The 18,662-nt window shown below is 41.5% G+C and carries 14 protein-coding genes and 1 pseudogene; 10 read left to right on the forward strand and 5 right to left on the reverse strand.

The window, feature by feature from the left end:
- Positions 1-130 precede the first annotated feature (130 nt).
- The 8 genes from rpsT (at position 131) to ACQ86K_RS03620 (ending at position 10,528) form a co-directional block, all read left to right on the forward strand.
- Entirely contained in the window at positions 131-385 is a 255-nt protein-coding gene (gene rpsT / locus ACQ86K_RS03585) for a 30S ribosomal protein S20 (RefSeq protein WP_090529771.1), read from the forward strand.
- Between the two features lie 84 nt (positions 386-469).
- Entirely contained in the window at positions 470-1,168 is a 699-nt protein-coding gene (gene radC / locus ACQ86K_RS03590; RefSeq protein ID WP_091173703.1) for a RadC family protein, read from the forward strand.
- A 235-nt stretch (positions 1,169-1,403) separates the two neighbouring features.
- Entirely contained in the window at positions 1,404-3,803 is a 2,400-nt protein-coding gene (pheT, locus tag ACQ86K_RS03595; RefSeq protein ID WP_431199812.1) for a phenylalanine--tRNA ligase subunit beta, read from the forward strand.
- Positions 3,804-3,883: 80 nt separating this feature from the next.
- Positions 3,884-4,174: a hypothetical protein gene (locus ACQ86K_RS03600; RefSeq protein WP_091173696.1), complete on the forward strand. Its 291-nt coding sequence runs from the start codon at positions 3,884-3,886 to the stop codon at positions 4,172-4,174.
- 21 nt (positions 4,175-4,195) lie between these two features.
- The gene (locus ACQ86K_RS03605) at positions 4,196-4,486 is read left to right on the forward strand and encodes a cell division protein ZapA (RefSeq protein ID WP_090529762.1); all 291 of its coding nucleotides are present in this window, start codon (positions 4,196-4,198) and stop codon (positions 4,484-4,486) included.
- 242 nt (positions 4,487-4,728) lie between these two features.
- Entirely contained in the window at positions 4,729-6,294 is a 1,566-nt protein-coding gene (rny, locus tag ACQ86K_RS03610) for a ribonuclease Y (protein ID WP_091173692.1), read from the forward strand.
- A 63-nt stretch (positions 6,295-6,357) separates the two neighbouring features.
- On the forward strand, positions 6,358-6,903 hold the full coding sequence (locus ACQ86K_RS03615) for an Mpo1-like protein (protein ID WP_431199813.1): 546 nt from the start codon (positions 6,358-6,360) through the stop codon (positions 6,901-6,903).
- A gap of 310 nt (positions 6,904-7,213) precedes the next feature.
- A complete protein-coding gene (locus tag ACQ86K_RS03620) occupies positions 7,214-10,528 on the forward strand; it encodes a carboxypeptidase regulatory-like domain-containing protein (protein WP_431199814.1) in 3,315 nt (1,104 codons plus the stop codon).
- 137 nt (positions 10,529-10,665) lie between these two features.
- Here the strand turns inward: ACQ86K_RS03620 and ACQ86K_RS03625 are convergent.
- A pseudogene (locus ACQ86K_RS03625) lies at positions 10,666-12,418 on the reverse strand (lysophospholipid acyltransferase family protein).
- Positions 12,419-12,495: 77 nt separating this feature from the next.
- On the opposite strand from ACQ86K_RS03625, the gene ACQ86K_RS03630 reads away from it, so the two are divergent.
- Positions 12,496-13,365, forward strand: a complete 870-nt coding sequence (locus ACQ86K_RS03630) for a helix-hairpin-helix domain-containing protein (RefSeq protein ID WP_091173678.1) — start codon at positions 12,496-12,498, stop codon at positions 13,363-13,365.
- Positions 13,362-13,889, forward strand: coding sequence for an adenine phosphoribosyltransferase (locus ACQ86K_RS03635; protein ID WP_091173675.1), 528 nt, complete (start codon positions 13,362-13,364; stop codon positions 13,887-13,889). The genes ACQ86K_RS03630 and ACQ86K_RS03635 overlap by 4 nt, the downstream gene beginning before the upstream one ends.
- 354 nt (positions 13,890-14,243) lie before the next feature.
- Here the strand turns inward: ACQ86K_RS03635 and ACQ86K_RS03640 are convergent, their stop codons facing one another.
- From ACQ86K_RS03640 to ACQ86K_RS03655, 4 genes are all read right to left on the reverse strand, one after another.
- Entirely contained in the window at positions 14,244-15,137 is an 894-nt protein-coding gene (locus ACQ86K_RS03640; protein ID WP_091173673.1) for a DUF4835 family protein, read from the reverse strand.
- Positions 15,134-16,333, reverse strand: coding sequence for a bifunctional phosphopantothenoylcysteine decarboxylase/phosphopantothenate--cysteine ligase CoaBC (coaBC, locus tag ACQ86K_RS03645; protein ID WP_431199815.1), 1,200 nt, complete (start codon positions 16,331-16,333; stop codon positions 15,134-15,136). Before coaBC ends, ACQ86K_RS03640 begins: the two co-directional genes overlap by 4 nt.
- A gap of 121 nt (positions 16,334-16,454) precedes the next feature.
- Entirely contained in the window at positions 16,455-16,787 is a 333-nt protein-coding gene (locus ACQ86K_RS03650; protein ID WP_090529735.1) for a DNA-directed RNA polymerase subunit omega, read from the reverse strand.
- A gap of 31 nt (positions 16,788-16,818) precedes the next feature.
- The gene (locus tag ACQ86K_RS03655) at positions 16,819-17,745 is read right to left on the reverse strand and encodes an outer membrane protein assembly factor BamD (RefSeq protein ID WP_091173668.1); all 927 of its coding nucleotides are present in this window, start codon (positions 17,743-17,745) and stop codon (positions 16,819-16,821) included.
- Positions 17,746-18,662 lie beyond the last annotated feature (917 nt).

Consider the following 18,662-nt stretch of genomic DNA (forward strand, 5'->3'; position numbering starts at 1 on the left):
CAGGTAATCATTCACATTATCAATCTAATCACACTAAAATATAAATCAAAAAACCACTTGCATATTAAATTTAATCGCTCTATATTTGCAGTCCTTAAAATAAGTAGAAAAGAATAACAAGCTATACGAGATGGCAAATCATAAATCATCATTAAAAAGAATCAGGGCAAATGCTGCGAAGCGTCTGCGCAACAGGTACCAGGCTAAAACAACCAGGAACGCTATTAAGAAATTAAGAAACACTACTACCAAAGCTGATGCTTCTGCACTGTTGGGTAAAGTGATTTCAATGCTTGACCGTTTAGCTAAAAAGAACGTTATTCACAAAAACAAAGCTTCGAACAATAAATCAAAGCTTACTAAATTTGTTAACGGCTTAAGCTAATCTCAGCTTTTAAAATATACCAAAGGGGATAGTGTACCAACGCTGTCCCTTTTTTTGTTTGGCGCTTTTTCATACTTTAATGCCGTGGAAAACTACGAAAGCAAGATCAGTATTAAATCATGGGCTGAGGAAGACCGCCCGCGTGAAAAACTTAGCGGACAAGGACGCCGCGCCCTTACCGACGCCGAGCTGATCGCCATCCTTATCGGCTCGGGCAGCCGCACCGAAAGTGCGGTTGAACTGAGTAAACGCATCCTGCGCCATTATGATAACGACCTGAACAAGCTTGGTAAGGCTTCCATAGCCGAACTATCCAAGTTTAAAGGGATAGGAGAAGCCAAAGCTATATCTATTATTGCCGCGCTGGAAATCGGTCGCCGCCGTAATGAATTTGAATCGGGTGCCATTGAGGTGATCACGTCAAGCAGGGATGGTTACAATATTATGCGCCGTCATTTGATGGACCTGAACCACGAGGAATTCTGGATCATACTATTAGGCCGTTCCAACAAAGTATTAGGGAAGGAGCTGATCAGTAAAGGAGGTTTGTCGGCTACGGTATGCGACCCGAAGATCATCTTTTATTCAGCCCTGCAATACCAGGCCAGCGGCCTCATACTGGTGCATAACCACCCATCGGGTAATCTGAAACCCAGTAACGAAGACATCCAGCTCACCAAAAAAATAAGCGCCGCCGGCCGGATGCTGGACATGGGTGTGTTTGATCATTTAATCATTACCGATGCCGGCTACTTAAGTTTGGCCGATGAAGGGTTGATGTAGTTTTTAATTTGGGATTTCGAATGTTCGATTTCGGATTTTAGGAATTATATGAATTTGCTATTTCGGACTTGTTAAAGCTGAGTGAAGTGCCTGATCGGATTTGATTAAAACAATCCCAATTCAAAATTCTGAAATTGAAATTCAAATAAATCCGAAATCGAACATTCGAAATCCGAAATCAACCAATCCCAACATCCGAAATCTTTATATCTTTGCCGATTATCATTTCGGAATAATGAAAATATCTTATAACTGGCTTAAAGAATTTATTGATACTGATAAAACGCCCCAGGAGATTTCCATCATCCTTACCGGTACCGGTTTGGAAGTTGAAAGTCTGGAAAAGGTACAGGCTGTTCCCGGCGGACTGGAAGGCCTGGTGATTGGCTATGTAAAGGAATGTACTGACCATGCCAATTCTGATCATCTTCACGTTACCAAAGTTGATGTTGGGGGTGCGGAAGACCTGCAGATTGTTTGCGGCGCTGCTAACGTAGCTGCCGGGCAAAAAGTGGTAGTTGCTGTAGTAGGTACTACTGTTTACCCAACCGGCGGCGAGCCTTTTGCTATCAAAAAATCAAAGATCAGGGGCGAAGAATCTCATGGAATGATCTGTGCTGAGGACGAGATAGGTTTAGGAACCAGCCATGCTGGTATTATGGTATTGCCGGAGGATGCGCCTGTGGGTACTCCTGCTAAAGAATACTTTAAACTGAACGACGATTACATGTACGAGATAGGCTTAACCCCTAACCGTGCCGATGCGGCCTCGCATTTGGGTACAGCAAGGGATATTGCCGCTTTCCTGAAAATGGGCATCAATAAGCCGGATGTAAGCGCATTTAAAGTTAATAACACCAGTCGTACTATTAAGGTTATTGTAGAGAATGAGCAGGCATCGCCGCGTTACTCGGGCTTAACCATCAGCGGTGTTGAAGTTAAGGAATCGCCGCAATGGTTAAAGGAGCGTTTGGCTGTTATTGGCGTGCGGGCTATCAATAACATTGTGGACGTTACCAATTATGTACTGCATGAGCTTGGTCAGCCCTTACATGCTTTTGATGCCGATGAAATAGCCGGTGGTAAAGTGTTGGTGAAAAACTATGCTGAAGGCACTATATTTAAAACTTTGGATGATGTTGACAGGAAACTATCTGCCGATGACCTGATGATTGGCAATGCCGAAGAGCCAATGTGCATAGCAGGTGTATTTGGCGGTGCTAAATCAGGTGTTAAAGAATCAACTAAAAATATTTTTCTGGAGAGTGCTTATTTCAATTCCGTATCTGTTCGTAAAACTTCAAAAAGGCATGGTTTGAAAACTGATGCTTCATTCAGGTTTGAGCGTGGTACCGATCCGGACATGACCGTTTTTGCTTTGAAACGTGCGGCATTATTGATTCAGCAGGTTGCGGGTGGCGAGGTGTCGTCAGAGATTTCTGATCATTACCCAGCCCCGGTTGCGCCGTTTGCTGTGGAAATCACTTATAATACCATTGATAAGCTGATTGGTAAAAAGATTGGCCATGATGAGATCAAAGGTATTATCACGGCGCTTGATATTAAGATAGTGAATGAAACTGCGGATTCATTATCATTACAAGTGCCTCCATATCGTGTGGATGTTACCCGCGATGTGGATGTGGTTGAAGAGATCCTGAGGATCTATGGTTATAACAACATCGAAATCCCTACACAGATTAGGGCATCCCTAAATAACTCCATTCGTCCGGAGAAAGATACTGTTCAAAATCAGTTATCTGATTTGCTGAGCGCAAATGGGTTTAACGAGATCCTGGCCAACTCGCTTACCAAATCCGCCTATTCGGATAACCTGGATACTGCTGTTAAGATTCTGAACCCACTGAGCAGCGATCTGGATGTAATGCGCCAAACGTTGCTGTACTCTGGTTTGGAAGCCATAACCTATAATCAGAACCGCCGTAGCCCGGATTTGAAATTTTACGAGTTTGGTAAGGTATACAAGCTGGAAAATGATAAGTACATCGAAACACAACGTTTCAGTATTTTCATCACCGGGGCTAATACTGCCGAACAATGGAACCAGAAATCAAAGCCTGTATCATTCTATAATATCAAGGCTGTGGTTGATGGTATTTTGCAGCGCCTTAACATCAGTAACTTTACAGTTGAGGATACAACCTGCAAAAAAATGTCGTTTGGCATTCAATACATGTTGAATGGTAAGCAATTGGTGAAATTTGGGTCGGTAGCTGCAGCTTCTTTAAAAAAGGCGGATGTTGACAAAGAGGTATTTTATGCTGATTTTAATTTCGACCTTGTGCTGGCAGCTATCCGTAAAAATAAGATTGTTTACCAGGAGGTTTCAAAATTCCCGGCTGTTAGGCGCGATCTTTCTATGCTGATAGATCAAAGCGTATCATTCGGTCAGTTAAAGCAAATTGCACTGCGCACCGAGCGTAAATTGCTGAAGGAAGTTGATGTGTTTGATGTTTACCAGGGCGATAAGCTGCCTGCCGGTAAAAAGTCATATGCTTTAAGCTTTATCATCCAGGATCTGGAAAAAACGTTAACAGATAAGGCAATTGATTCTATTATGCAGAAATTAATTTATAATTTAGGAAAAGAAGCCGGAGCGGAGATCAGGAAGTAATTTCGGATTTCGGAATTTCGATTTCGGATTTAGAAATTAAAATTCAGTAATTCAATAAATCAATAATTCAGTAATTGAAGATGCCTTCATTAGCAGAGCAGTTAAATAAAATTGTAGATAAAACCGAGCGCCTGATTGAACTGTGCGCTGCTTTGCAGGAAGAAAATGACCTTTTAAAACTGGAAAGTGAGGCACTTACGGTAGCTCTTAACGCCAGTAAGGCCAAGACAAAAGAACTGGAAGAAAAATTAAAAGTTGTTAAAGTTGCCAAGTCTTTTTCTGAAACAAATGAAAAAAGTGTTGACATTAAGCAAAAAATTAACGACTTTGTGCAGGAAATAGATAAGTGTATTGTATTATTGAAAAAATAGTACAAAAAGTGAAAAGCTCAAATGGGAGAAATCTCAATAAAAATAAATATTGCTGACCGTGTTTACCCCTTAAAGGTTAACATGGAGGAAGAAGAAATAATACGCAGGGCGGCTAAGCTGATCAACGACCGGATAAAAGAATATCAGGAAAATTATGCGGTTCGGGATAAGCAGGATTTACTTTCAATGTGTGTGCTGCATTACGCAACATCATCATTGAAGGCGGAAAAGAAAGTTACCGTTGAGGATACAGAGGTGACTGAAAAAGTTTATCATTTAGATCATTTGTTGACCGAATTTTTTTCGAAGTAATAAACGTTCTTTACATAAATATACAAGAGCACATTAAGATTTAACCGCAGTTAAATTTTAGGTTTCACTATTAAAAACTTAACGCTTCAATATTAAGCGGATCAAGAGGCATGCGTTAGTTGCGATTAACGTTAACCAACCCATGGTCCCCAATATCCGAAATGAGGTTTTAAATACATGATACTTAAAAATTAGTTGCGGTTTTTTTATTTACATACATATATAACACCACCAAACCTAAAATGGACATATTACTATACGTCATCATCGGCCTGCTGGCAGGCGCCATCATTGGCGTGCTCATAGGTCGCTTCCTATTATTAAAGCTTTTTAAAGACCAGGAAACATCGGCTCAGAATAAAGTGAAAAAGATCTTAAAAGACGCTGAAAATAATGCCGAGATCCTGAAGAAAAACAAACTGCTTGAAGCCAAAGAGAAGTTTTTACAAATGAAAGCTGAACATGAACAGGAAGTAAACAATAAAAACAATGCTGTTAACCAGCGCGAAAATAGTGTTAAACAAAAAGAGCAATCATTAAATCAGCGCCTGGAAAATGTTAACCGCAAGGAGAGCGAACTTGATAACACCCGTAAAAATCTTGAAAAACAAACCGAGATAGTTGTTAAAAAGCAAGACGAGGTAGAGCATCTTAAAAATCAGCACATTCAACAGTTGGAAACTATTGCCGGCCTATCGGCCGATGATGCCAAAAACCAATTGGTTGATACCCTGCGCGAGGAAGCCCGTACCAAAGCGATGATCCAGATCAAGGATATTGTTGACGAGGCTAAGCTTACTGCTACTAAAGAGGCTAAGAAAATAGTTATTCAAACTATTCAACGTACTGCTACCGAAAGCGCTATCGAAAACACAGTGTCTATTTTCAATATTGAAAACGACGAGATCAAAGGACGGATCATTGGCCGTGAAGGGCGTAATATCCGTGCACTTGAAGCCGCAACAGGTATCGAAATCATTGTTGACGATACCCCCGAGGCTATCATCCTTTCGGGTTTTGACCCGGTAAGGCGCGAGATAGCCCGTTTGGCAATGCACCGTTTGGTTACCGACGGACGTATCCACCCGGCACGTATTGAAGAGGTAGTTGCCAAAACCAAAAAGCAGATAGAAGAAGAAATTGTTGAGATAGGTGAGCGTACTGTAATTGATTTGGGTATTCATGGTTTACACCCCGAACTGATCCGGATGGTTGGCCGTATGCGTTACCGGTCATCATATGGGCAAAACCTGTTGCAGCACTCACGTGAGGTTGCCAATTTCTGTGCTACCATGGCTGCCGAACTTGGCTTGAATGTTAAAATGGCAAAACGTGCCGGCTTACTTCATGATATTGGTAAAGTACCTGATGATAATCCTGAACTGCCTCACGCTATTTTGGGTATGCAACTGGCCGAAAAATACAAGGAACATCCTGAAGTTTGCAACGCTATCGGTGCCCATCATGATGAAATTGAGATGACCTCAATGTTATCGCCGATAATCCAGGCTTGTGATGCTATATCAGGTGCACGTCCGGGTGCACGCCGCGAGGTTGTTGAAAGCTACATTAAACGTTTGAAAGAACTGGAAGAGCTGGCATTGTCATATCCTGGTGTTGAAAAAACATTTGCGATACAGGCGGGCCGGGAGTTACGTGTGGTTGTTGAAAGTGAAAAGATCAGCGACGCGCAATCAGAAGTTTTGGCTGCTGATATTTCAAACCGGATCCAGACAGAAATGACTTATCCTGGTCAAATTAAAGTTACCGTTATCAGGGAAACCCGTTCGGTAGCATTTGCCAAGTAATCATTATAAAATTAAACGAAACCCTTTCGGCACAAAACCGAAGGGGTTTTTTATTTTTACAGCGTGGCAGCAAAAGCAAATAACAAACAGAAGGCAGCAGTTAAAACTACTGCAAATATTGATGAACGCCCCGTGGATCGTTATTTCAGGGAATATGAAGATGCTCACCAGGATAGGGTTAACAAAATTATACACTATATCTGTATCCCAACTTTGGCATTTAGTCTCTTTGGATTGATCTGGGCTATTCCTTTTCCTCATTTAGGCTTTTTAGGAGCCTACAATGGCTATTTTAACTGGGCTTCCTTTGTTATAGCTATTGCCATCTACTTCTATTTAAAGCTGTCGCCAATTATATCTTATTTCATCCTGTTTATTTTATTAGGATTTAGTTACGGTATAATGGAGCTTGTAACCTGGCAGCAAACGGGAGGGCCCGTTATGTGGCTATTATGTGTTTCTGCGTTTATTCCCTCTGCAAGCGCGTTACTTATCGGCAATAGCCGTGAGCCGCAGTTTGCAGCAAACGGACTCAACATTAAATCATTAGCCGTAGCGCCCGCATACTTGCTGAATCAATTGCTTAATAAGTTGAGAATCAAAAAATGATTTTAATTATTTGCGTATTAAGTATTTGTTAAAATGCTCGTTACCGTTGCCCTTTAAATACTATATAATAGGGGCATTTTTTAGCTGTGACGAACATAATTGTGTAATTTATCTCCTATAGGCGATATATAGAAGCTTAATACTTTGGGGTATTTATTTTGTATTTTATTGATAATCAGTATTTTTTTATTGGTTTTCAGGGGCCTGTATCAGGTAGAAAAGAAATCATTAAGTAGTTGTTAATATAATAATCTGATGTTAATGTAGAATTAACATTGGTAGGGCAATTTTGTGCAATAAAAATTCACAAATGAAAAAGCTCTACTTTATTATTTTAACACTAATAATTATTGGGGTTGGGGGCGTTGCAAACGCTCAGATCACCACCTCGGTACTTACCGGTAAAGTTACAGATCAAAAAGGTACCACTCTTCCGGGTGTAACCATTACTGTACTTAATACCAGCACAGGTACCAGGTATGGTGCACAAACCAACGGCGAGGGCCGTTTCTCGGTTAATAACATTAACCCGGGTGGTCCTTACACCGTAACCGCTACTTTTATCGGTTACAAAAAAGACGAAAAAAGCGACCTGACGCTCCAGTTGGGTAATGCTACTTTAAACTTTGTACTGCAGGATGAAACGACAACCTTGCAGGAAGTTAAAGTAAAAGCATCTGCTGGTCCGGCTAAAACAGGTGCAAGTACCCGTATCGGCCAAAACCAGATCCGTACTGCTCCGTCAATTAACCGCAGCTTACAGGATTTAACCAGGAATACCCCTCAAAGTAACAATAACTCATTCCAGGGTACCAACTACCGTTATAACAACGTAACGCTTGACGGTGCTATCAATAACGACGCGATCGGCTTCAGCCCATCATTAGGTGGTCAGAACAATGCTTCAGGCCAGGTAGGCAGCAGTACCCGTACGAGCCCTATCTCTCTTGATGCTATCCAGGATATCCAGGTTTATGTTGCCCCTTACGATATCAAAATCGGTAACGTATTAGGTGGTAGTATAAACGCTGTAACCCGTAGCGGTACAAACGATTTTAGTGGCGCTGTTTATGGTTACGGTCGTGGCTCATTCATGGTTGGCGCTAACAATGCCAAAGCTGCTTTAGGTGGCGATGGTTCAAAACTGAACGATTTTCATGATTATCAGGGCGGTATCCGTTTAGGCTTCCCTATTATTAAAAATAAATTATTCTTCTTTACCAACGAAGAAATTGCCCGCAGGCAGGATCCTGTTATCCGTGGTCTTGATCACAATGGCGCGTCTAATATACTAAGTCAGGCCGATGGTGATAAATTAGTTACTGCTTTTAAAACATTTACAGGCGGTTTGGATCCGGGTACATATAACAATACCACGATTTTCTCAAACTCAAACAAATTCTTTAACCGTTTGGATTGGAATATCGATGATCATAACCAGTTAACTATCCGTAACAATACCATCAGCTCAAAGGCTACTAACTTAGAGCGCGATCAGCAAAACTTCCGTTTCAGTGGTATTGATTACACTTCACATAATAACTCAACTTCAACCGTTGCCGAGTTAAAATCAAGATTTAACGGTAACCTGAGCAATAGCCTGGTTCTTGGCTATTCAGCTGTTCACGATTACCGTGATCCTAACTCAAACCCTGCTTTACCGCAAATCGAAATCACCGGCCGTACTCCTGGTACAACTATATTCATGGGTACCGACCGCGAGGCTGCTATATTTGATATGCACCAGAAAACAGCTGAGTTTACTGATAACTTAACCTGGACAAAAGGAAAGCACACGTTTACATTTGGTACGCACAATGAGTTTTACAACATCACTTATAACTTTGTGAATTCGTGGAATGGTCGTATTGCTTATAACAGTATTGAAGATTTTATTAATAATGCTCCAGCACGTGTACGTGCCAACTTTAACTATACTGATAACACACGCGATTATATCTTAGCGCACCCTTCAGCTCAGTTTAAAGTTAACCTGTTGAGCTTATATGGTCAGGATGATATTCAGTTAACTGATAATTTCAAATTGACAGTAGCTTTACGTGCTGATTATGCTGGTGTACCAAACAAACAGCCATTGAGTGATAAAACAACCAACGCTCCGGTTGATCCAAACTACGGCACTACCTACACCTATACCAAACCTAAAGATATCAAACAAAATTACCTGGGTAATATAGAGTGGAACCCACGCGTATCATTTAACTATGATGCAAACGGTGATCAAAGTGTTATTTTGCGCGGTGGTAGCGGCTTCTTTACTGGTCGTGTTCCGTTTGCATGGTTTGGTTATGCGTTTTATAACAACGGTGCTACTTACGGTGCTTATGATAAAAAATCATCTGCAGGTCCGTTTACAGCCGGTACTAACCCCGTGCAAGCGCCATCTAATGGTGGTTTAAACTTTGTTAATCAACAAGGTAACTTTAATACTGGTTCTACCGGTTCTACCCAGGTGGATATGATTGATAACAACTTCAAAATGCCACAGGTATGGAGAAGCAGTTTAGCTGTTGATTATACAACGGACAACCAGTGGAAATTTACTGCCGAAGGTATTTATACCAAAGTTATTCATGACTTGAAATTTCAGCAGGTAAATACTAAGGATAGCGTAACTTATTATCCTTATGATACCCAGCACCAGCAGCCTATATTTATTAACAAGGGAATCAACTCAAAATATACCAATGCTTATTTGTTATCAAACACAAGCGAAGGTTACCGTTACAGCGCCACTGTACAGGTAGCAAAATTCACCCAGTTTGATCAGCAGAGTGCATTAAACTTCTCAGTTGCCTATACCTATGGTCATTCAAAAGATGTTACCAATGGTATCCGTAACTCAATGGAGTCTAACTGGCAATTGAACCAGGCTTTGAACCCTAATAATCCGGGTTTAGCCAATTCAAACTTTGATATCCGTCACCGTATCGTATCAAACGTGAACTTTAAACATGATTGGGATGCCGGGCACAACTATACAGCTAACTTTACTTTCTTCTTTAGCGCGCAAAGTGGTAACCCATATACCTGGGATACCTATCCAAACGCTATCGACGGAACAGGTCAGCAATTAAGCTTGGCTTATATTCCAACCAGAGATGAGGCAGCTAAGATGATTGTTGATCAGGTGAAAAATGGTGTGGTAGTACAAACTGCTGCACAACAGTTAGCTGCGTTTAATGCGTATGTTGATGCTGACAAATATTTAAGTTCACGTCGTGGTCAGTTTACTGAACGTAATGCTGCTTTTACACCTTGGAATAATCAATTAGACTTCCGCTTTACTCAAGACTTTAAATTTGGTAATGGTAAACACAAGCAGATGATCACATTTACTTATGACATCATCAATCTTACCAATTTATTGAATAAGAGCTGGGGACAATATTACTTCTCAGCAAACACATTCAACTCTTCAGCAAGTGTTGGTTTAACACCAGTAAGCAAACTGCCTGGAGCATCCGGCGGCCCTGCTTTTGTTAAAAACGGTAATGTTGCATCATACCCAACTTACAACTTCACTAACCCTGGTATACCATATTCTGTTGATTTGTTCGCTTCACGCTGGCAAATGCAGTTTGGTGTACGCTACAGCTGGTAATTGTAAAACAACATATAGTTAATAAAAACGCCCCCGATAAATATTGGGGGCGTTTTGCTTTGGGTAATGATTTAATATCGCTATAAAAAAAGAGCCGGCCAGCCGGTGTCTCTTTGTTTCTATGGATTGAAGATTTACTACAAGTTTTTACCAAGCTTATCCAGTATATCCTGCGGTACTTTTTCAAGATCGAGTACCAGGAAACCGTCCAGGCAGTCGGCAAATTTAGGGTCGATGTTGAAGCTGATGATCTTAGCGTTTAGGGCAATGTACTGACGGAGCAATACCGGTACTTTCATGTTCCGGGTTTCCACCTCTGATATCAGGTTGTCGAGACCTTTAAAGCTGTCTTCACCGGCCATGAGCAGGTCGGTATCAATTTTAGCAAAATCAACCTTAAACTTTTTGCGCGGTTTAACATACTGCGCCATTTCATGATCAAAGTGATTGCGGTTAATATAATCGACAATAAGCGATTTGGAAAACTTAGAAAAGGAGTTACTGATGCTTACCGGGCCTATCAGGTAGCGGTAGCGTGGATTATCGATCAGGAATTTCAGGATCCCTTTCCAGAGCAGGAAAAGGGGGAGTGGTTTGGTCTGGTATTCTTTGCGGATCCATGAACGGCCAAGTTCAAGGCTGCGGCGTAGTACAGGTATAAACTGGGTTTTAAGCTTAAACAGCTCGTTTACGTAGAAACCTTTTTTGCCGACACTGTAAAATATCTCGTCGCCCAGGCCAATTCGATAAGCTCCAACTATGCGTTTAGCCTCAAAATCCCAAATAAAAAGGTGATGATAATAAATATCGTACTCATCAAGGTCGATAGCTTTGTTTGTACCTTCACCAACTTCGCGGAAAGTGATCTCGCGCAGCCTGCCTATTTCCCGTATCACATTAGGGATGGTTGCCGTCGGAACGATGAATACCTCGTAGTTCTTCTCAGTCCAAACCTTATAGGTTTCGCGAAGCGGCTCAATTTCTTTTTCAAGAATGGCACTATCTATTTCAGGAGAAACCTCTTCGGCCTCGCGTTTGATCTTAAACAGGTTTCGAGGGCTGAAGATTTTTTTCCTCTTCCAGGCCGGTACCTAAAGCATAGGTACGTGCGCGCAAAAAGTTAAGGAGCTTAGTGGTATTGGTATACTCCGGAATCTCCGTTACGTTAATGGGCTTACCTATCCGTAGTTTAATGGTATGCCCGTGTTTATTAAACAACTCTGACGGTAGCTTGGCTGTGCGTAGGGCAGGGTGCAATAAGCTGAGCAGATTAAACAACAGGCCGTTGTTACCATGAAAATAAATAGGAACCACCGGCACTTTGGCTTTAGCAATGATCTTACCTACAACCGGGTGCCACATACGGTCGGTCACCTGTTTTTGCTCAACTTTAAAGGTTGATACCTCGCCAGCGGGGAAAATACCTATTGGGGTGCCCTGTTTCAATAGCTCAAGGGTGTTTTTTAGGCCGCTTATGCTTGATGAATGTTCAACATTTTCAAAAGGGTTTACCGCTATAAAATAGTCGGCAAGGTTGGGGATTTTTTTAAGCAGGAAGTTGGCCATCAGTTTTGAATCGGGGCGGGCCATGCACAGGATTTTTAATAACACCATACCCTCAATACCACCGTATGGGTGATTGGCTATAGCGATAAATGCCCCGTCTTTAGGGATGTTGCGCAACTCACGTTCATCAAACTCAACATCAATACCACAACCTTCTAATATGGCATCAACAAAGTCGGGGCCTTGCTTGGGCTGTGCCTGGGCAAACAGGTCGTTAACCTGGTTTATTTTCATTAGTTCCATCAATAAAGCGGCCAGGCCCGGCATTTTCAACTTATCCAGTTTGGTGGCTTTGGCAAACTCTTCGGTGGTTATAACTTTCATTGTTTTTAATAGCAGTATGTTTTAACAAATAAATATCCTAAATTTTTATTTAATTTAACGCCTGGAACATATCATAAATGAGGCCGCAAATTAAAAACTACCTGTCTGTCACAAAAAAAGAGTGGAACGGAATGGTAGTGTTGATTATTTTAATTGCAATAGTTTTGCTGGCCCCCCATATGTTTCAGGCAAACCACAAAGATAATATAATAAATTTTAAGGCTTTTGATAAAGCGATAACCGAAACCGATAAAACAGGCAGCATTATAGCTGATGATAATACTTCTACGGCTAATGAAACGACTTTGCCCGTCAATCTCTTTAAATTTAATCCCAACAATTTGCCGGTTGCAGACTGGCTAAAACTTGGCCTTACCGACCATCAGGCGCACGTAATTAAACATTACGAAGAAAAAGGTGGTCGGTTTTTTACCAAAGGCGATGTGCAAAAAATGTACAGCGTTAGCCCGGCAACGTACAAACGCCTTGAGCCATATATTAATCTGCCGGATGGTCCTGCTTATTACACAAATAAAGCCAAACCAGGCGAAGTGATAGAGATCAACACGGCGGATTCGGCGAGGCTTACCATGATCAGGGGAATAGGCCCCGCATTTGCCCGGCGTATTGTCCGTTACCGGGAGCGGATAGGCGGGTTTTACAATAAAGAACAGTTGAAAGAGGTTTATGGCATTGATAAGGAAAAGTACGGCCAGATTGAAACCGGTATTGCGGTTGATGGCAAACATATCATTAAGGTGAACATCAATACGGCTACCTTTAATGAACTTAAGCGCTTCCCCTATCTCAGCTACAAACAAATGGATGCCATTGTAGCTTACCGCGATGAGCATGGTAACTACAATGATTTGACCGAGCTGAAAAATATTGCCATACTTAATGACGGAATTTTGCGTAAAATTGGACCTTATTTAGTTTTCAAATGATAGCCCAGCAAATTAAAGCAGCCATAAGGGATATTCCCGATTTTCCGAAACCTGGAATTGTTTTTAAAGATATCACGCCCATATTGAAAGACCCCGGATTATGCGAAAGCATCATCGATGCTTTTGTTGAGCAATTGCAGGGAACCCGTATTGACGCGGTGGCCGGTATCGAAAGCAGGGGCTTCCTGTTTGGGCTCACACTGGCAACCAAATTAGGGGTGCCGTTTGTACCCGTGCGTAAAGCGGGTAAGCTGCCTTTCACTATAAAACAAAAAGCTTATAAGCTGGAGTACGGTACCGCTACTATTGAATTACACACAGATGCCTTTGAACCCGGCCAGCATATATTATTACATGACGACTTGCTGGCTACCGGTGGTACGGTGACTGCAGCCAGCGAACTTATTAAGGAAATGGGCGGTATAGTTGCCGGTTTTTCCTTTGTAGTCGGGCTTGGTTTTTTGAATGGTAAAGAAAGGATTATGCCTATTTGTGATAAGCTGATAATACTGGCGGATTATTAAGCCCGTAACAAAATGGGCTATCCATTTTGTTGATTTTTTTGTCGGAGGGTATGGACAACGCTTGTCCTGCTTACAGTTTGGTTGGTAATTGCGGGCCTGTGCGGGGCCGCGTTAGGGATGGAAGTGTAAAGCCCGCAGCGTGCGAATGACTTTGCAATGGGGAACGCGAGGACTTGTAACGTACAGTCCGGGCCGCAGGCAACGCCCATATTATAAAGCTGATCGAAATGGAAATAATCTTTAACTTACAAATTGTAATTATCAATAAGCCAAACTAAAAAGCCTGCTCTTGTAAGTAGGGATTACTTTGCCGTTCCTCAACTTCTTTATTTGTTTTCAAACTAACAGTAAGGATTATTTCTGCAACGTTTGATATTTATTCCCATTCGCAGGATCGAGCTTTAAAAACAGGTTCATGGCGGTTAACCGTTCCTGGTTATCGGCTTTGCTGTAAATGGAAACCAGTTCATCACTTTTTGCTGTGTAAAATATAAGCGGAAGCATCGCGCCCACACGTTGCCGGTCTATTTGCTGTAGTAAAGGTAGCAGGGCATCAATAGCTTTGCGGCCTTTGCTCACATTATCGGCCATCAGATCGAGGCCGTTGCGGTGATAATCATACAAAAAGCTGCGCAGCGGATTATATAGTTTATTATTCAGGTTTTCGGATAACCAGTAACGGTTTACATTACCATCAAACGCTTTCCAGCCACCATATGATGATGTTTGCGCATTGGTTACGATGGTCTGTGCAGCTAAAAAATATGGCGTGCCGCCAAATTTTGAAAACGTGTCATAATCAAGACCGATAATAATGTTGGCATAAAAAGCCATGATCGAACTTAAATTTCCCTGAAAATTTTGATCGGTATAATCAATAGTCTGGCCCTCGGTATAACTAAAGCTAATATCTTTATCATTAAGATTTAATAGGGTGGAGGTGTATGATGTGCCATAAACCGGCCGGGATGATTGTACCTGCAGTTCGCCGGTAAAATTACTGCTGCCATCCCAGTTGGTAATGTTCAGCACAAAATTGCAATCTATTCTCTCCTGCGGCAAAATTGGATCAGCACTCCATTTGCGGCCGTTCAGGAAATCCTTCATGGCAGTTTCCAACGTTTGAAAAACGCGCTTATTCGCAACCTGTATCTTGGGCGATAACACTTGTATACGTGCATTCAGGTCCTGGGCTACAGTTCGGCAGCAAAGAAACATCAGCAAAGTATAAAGCAGCAGTCTTTTCATCCGTTTATCAGTTGGGCAACTTTATTGCAAATATCGCGGGCTACTGCTTCCTTGCTTTTCAGCTCGAAGGTAGTTTTCTTAAGCTCACGATCAATAATGGTTATCTTATTGGTATCGCCTGCAAAACCGGCACCCGCGTCATTAAGCGAATTTAGTACAATAAAGTCAAGGTTTTTCTTTTGCAGCTTGGTTATCGCGTTCATTTCCTCGTCGTTGGTCTCTAAAGCAAAACCAACCAAAATTTGTCCTTCCCGTTTGGCCTCGCCGAGCGTTTTTAATATATCAGTGGTTTTCTTCAGTTCGATACTGAGATCGTCGTCTTTTTTCTTGATCTTTTGAGTTGCTACATCAGCCGGGGTATAATCGGCAACGGCAGCGCTCATAATGCAAGCCTTCGCATCGCCATAAGCGGTTAAGCACGCCTCTAACATTTGTGCCGCCGAAATAACATTAACCCGTTTTATATTTTGCTGCTTGCTGATCTGTGCAGTAGGCCCGGTCACTAAAGTAACATCGGCCCCCATCAAAGCCAGTTCATCCGCGATAGCAAAACCCATTTTGCCCGACGAATGGTTGCCGATAAACCGTACAGGGTCTATAGCTTCATAAGTTGGCCCGGCGGTTACCAGTATTTTATGACCGGCTAAACGGAGTTTTTTTGATTCAGCTTCCAGGAAAGCAACAATTTCTTCAGGTTCGGCCATCCGGCCTTCACCATGCAAACCGCTGGCAAGTTCGCCGTTACCGGGCGGAATCATGATGTTATCAAATGATTGCAGCCTGCTTACGTTTTGGCGGGTAGCCGGGTGCAGCCACATATCCAGGTCCATAGCCGGAGCAAAATAAACAGGGCACTTGGCCGAAAGATATACCGCGCTAAGCAGGTTATCGCAAAGGCCGTTAGCCATTTTAGCAAGGGTGTTGGCCGTGGCGGGGGCAATAACCATCATATCGGCCCAAAGCCCAAGTTCAACATGGTTGTTCCATTCGCCGGTATCGACCTTAAAATAATCAACCAGCGCCGGGTTTTTTGAAAGCGTTGATAGTGTAAGCGGTGTAATAAAGTTAGTGGCATCGGCAGTCATCACTACTTTAACGTTAGCGCCGGCTTTAACCAGCAGCCTAACCAACAGTGCCGATTTGTAGGCTGCAATACTGCCGCAAACTCCTAAAATAATGTTTTTGTCTTTAAGCATAAGCTCAGATCCGCCAATAGGCGAAAGGATAAATATAGGCTAAAATAGAAAAAACTCCCGATAGGGGAGTTTTTCACGATATAAATAAATTTCCGAAGCTGCTTTTTTAGGAGCCGGGAGACTAAACTTCTTTAGTTGGGTTACGGTAGTATACTTTACCATCTAAAAATTCCTGAACGGCAACTAATGACGGTTTAGGTAATTTTTCGTAGTATTTTGAAATTTCAATTTGCTCACGGTTTTCAAATACTTCTTCCAGGTTATCATTTGATGATGCAAATTCAGAAAGTTTCTGGTGAAGCTCTTCTTTAATGTTGTTCGAGATCTGGTTTGCCCTTTTTGACATAATCACAAGCGACTCATAGATGTTCTCTGTTTTGGTATCCAGCTCGCGTAAATCGCGGGTTACAGTGCTGCTGGCTGCTGCTGGTTTATTACTGTTGTTAGCTGTCATATCTTAATTTAAACTCTTTAATATATCTTAATTAATATGGTATTTTTTGCGGCTGATTTTTTTCAGATGGCGATGTTGTTGTTACGGTATCTTTCTTTAAAAGTTTCTTTGCGGTTTTTTCATTGCTCATTGCTTCGGCAATTAAACGCTGCGCCTGTTTTATGCCCTGCTGGCTGTCTTTTACATATGCCTGAGTTTCATGCAGGTATTTGCTGTTCGGATATTTTTCGGCAAATTGATCGGCATAAGCTATAGCCTGGTTAAAACGATCTTCCTGTTTGGTTTCAAAGCTATGGTAAGCATACTGATATTGCGCTTTAACAATAAGGTATTCCATTTCCTCGCCGTATTTGGTATCAGGATAGTCGCGCAGTGCATTGTTGAACGCAATCACTGCCGATTGATAATCGCTGATGGTTAAATAAAGTTTGGCGTTGGCGTAAGCTTTGGTTTCTAATTTATCGCGCAGATTTTGTATCAGCTTGCTGGCCTCGGCCACACGGTCGCTTTTTGGATAAAGGTTAATAAACAACTGCAAAGCGTCGATAGCTTTTAACGTATTATCCTGGTCAAGCGAATATATCGGCGAATCAAGGTAGTAGCAATAAGCAGAGAAAAAGCGGCATTCCTCAGCTCTTGGGCTTGAAGGATAAGTATCGGCGAATGTTTTAAAATGATATCTTGCCGATGTATAGTCTTTTTGTTTGTAATACGTAAATGCGTAGTAATAAAAAAGATCTTCTGCACCTTCACGGCCACGGTATCGCTCCACCAGTACCTCAAATAAACCTAAAGCTTTGTTGTAATCCTTTTTATTATAATACTTAATAGCTTCCTGGTATTTTTTAGCGTAATCGTTACTGGCTTTTAACTTTTCGTATTTGCTTTTACAACTGCCAAACGTAATAATTACGATAGCTAAAACACTGGCTAATAACGTTAGTTGCTTTTTAAACATTCTGCAAAGATAGTTAATAATATAAATCAATCAATTTTTATTTAGCTGCTAATATATAACGACGCTTTGGCTCAATGCCTATATATAAAGCGTATTTAACATCTTTTAACTATTGCGGGTTTTGATGTGGTATGCTTGCTAAACTAATAGGATTAAAATGGTTGTTTCTTATATGATGAAGGTCGGTTTTTTGAAAGTTCATTAAAGTGGAAAGCCATACGGTGTGGGCGATGTTAATGATGTATTCAGTGAGATTGATTGCGAGTGCTTCGTGTTTCAATAATGTTAAATGGCGACAGCGGGCCATATACAGAACAAAAGGTTTTACTTATAAATCTCTCTAAGTAATTTGATAATGACATTGGATGATGATATGGCCAGATTTAGTAAATAACAGAAAATAAAAGTATATAAATTAAAGAATCGGCCGGCTGCACCAGAGGTGCAAAAGGGTTGCAGCGGAAAAAATATTTTGGTGCGCCGGCGGCATACAACTGCAGTTTGGTTAAGCATCATGCTGGTGGTAGTGAATGTTGCTTGATTTCAGCTTTACTATTAAATAAGATTTGGGCGTTGCCTTTGGCCGGGCTCATACACCTGCGGGCATTACGCTCATTGGCCGGTATCCGCTTCAATCCATAACGTGGATACTACATTAGTAACGCGCTTTCGTTAATATTTACTTCCCCTCTAACCCAAACTAATAATGTATATATAGTAATGGAGCTCCAATGTCAGTGTATCCATAGTTTGAGCGTGTATTATTAGTATAAAAGCGTTGCACTATGTAATAATAGAAAGATAGGGTATACGTATTAGAGTTGTTTTTGGCTCGGAGTGGCTTATTATATATAGTATAAACAAATGGTAAACGATAGTTTGGAAGCGGCTGGGAGTAGAAATAAAGAGCGTAGTAA

Source organism: Mucilaginibacter sp. P19, from assembly GCF_050632265.1.
GTDB lineage: Bacteria > Bacteroidota > Bacteroidia > Sphingobacteriales > Sphingobacteriaceae > Mucilaginibacter > Mucilaginibacter gossypii.

Excerpts from the sequence above, each read along its gene's own strand:
- rny (WP_091173692.1), top strand. The coding sequence starts at position 4,729 with ATGGACATATTACTATACGTCATCATCGGCCTGCTGGCAGGCGCCATC.
- ACQ86K_RS03630 (WP_091173678.1), top strand. The coding sequence starts at position 12,496 with ATGAGGCCGCAAATTAAAAACTACCTGTCTGTCACAAAAAAAGAGTGG.
- ACQ86K_RS03640 (WP_091173673.1), bottom strand. The coding sequence starts at position 15,137 with ATGAAAAGACTGCTGCTTTATACTTTGCTGATGTTTCTTTGCTGCCGA.
- ACQ86K_RS03600 (WP_091173696.1), top strand. The coding sequence starts at position 3,884 with ATGCCTTCATTAGCAGAGCAGTTAAATAAAATTGTAGATAAAACCGAG.
- ACQ86K_RS03635 (WP_091173675.1), top strand. The coding sequence starts at position 13,362 with ATGATAGCCCAGCAAATTAAAGCAGCCATAAGGGATATTCCCGATTTT.
- coaBC (WP_431199815.1), bottom strand. The coding sequence starts at position 16,333 with ATGCTTAAAGACAAAAACATTATTTTAGGAGTTTGCGGCAGTATTGCA.
- pheT (WP_431199812.1), top strand. The coding sequence starts at position 1,404 with ATGAAAATATCTTATAACTGGCTTAAAGAATTTATTGATACTGATAAA.
- ACQ86K_RS03605 (WP_090529762.1), top strand. The coding sequence starts at position 4,196 with ATGGGAGAAATCTCAATAAAAATAAATATTGCTGACCGTGTTTACCCC.
- ACQ86K_RS03620 (WP_431199814.1), top strand. The coding sequence starts at position 7,214 with ATGAAAAAGCTCTACTTTATTATTTTAACACTAATAATTATTGGGGTT.
- rpsT (WP_090529771.1), top strand. The coding sequence starts at position 131 with ATGGCAAATCATAAATCATCATTAAAAAGAATCAGGGCAAATGCTGCG.
- ACQ86K_RS03650 (WP_090529735.1), bottom strand. The coding sequence starts at position 16,787 with ATGACAGCTAACAACAGTAATAAACCAGCAGCAGCCAGCAGCACTGTA.
- ACQ86K_RS03655 (WP_091173668.1), bottom strand. The coding sequence starts at position 17,745 with ATGTTTAAAAAGCAACTAACGTTATTAGCCAGTGTTTTAGCTATCGTA.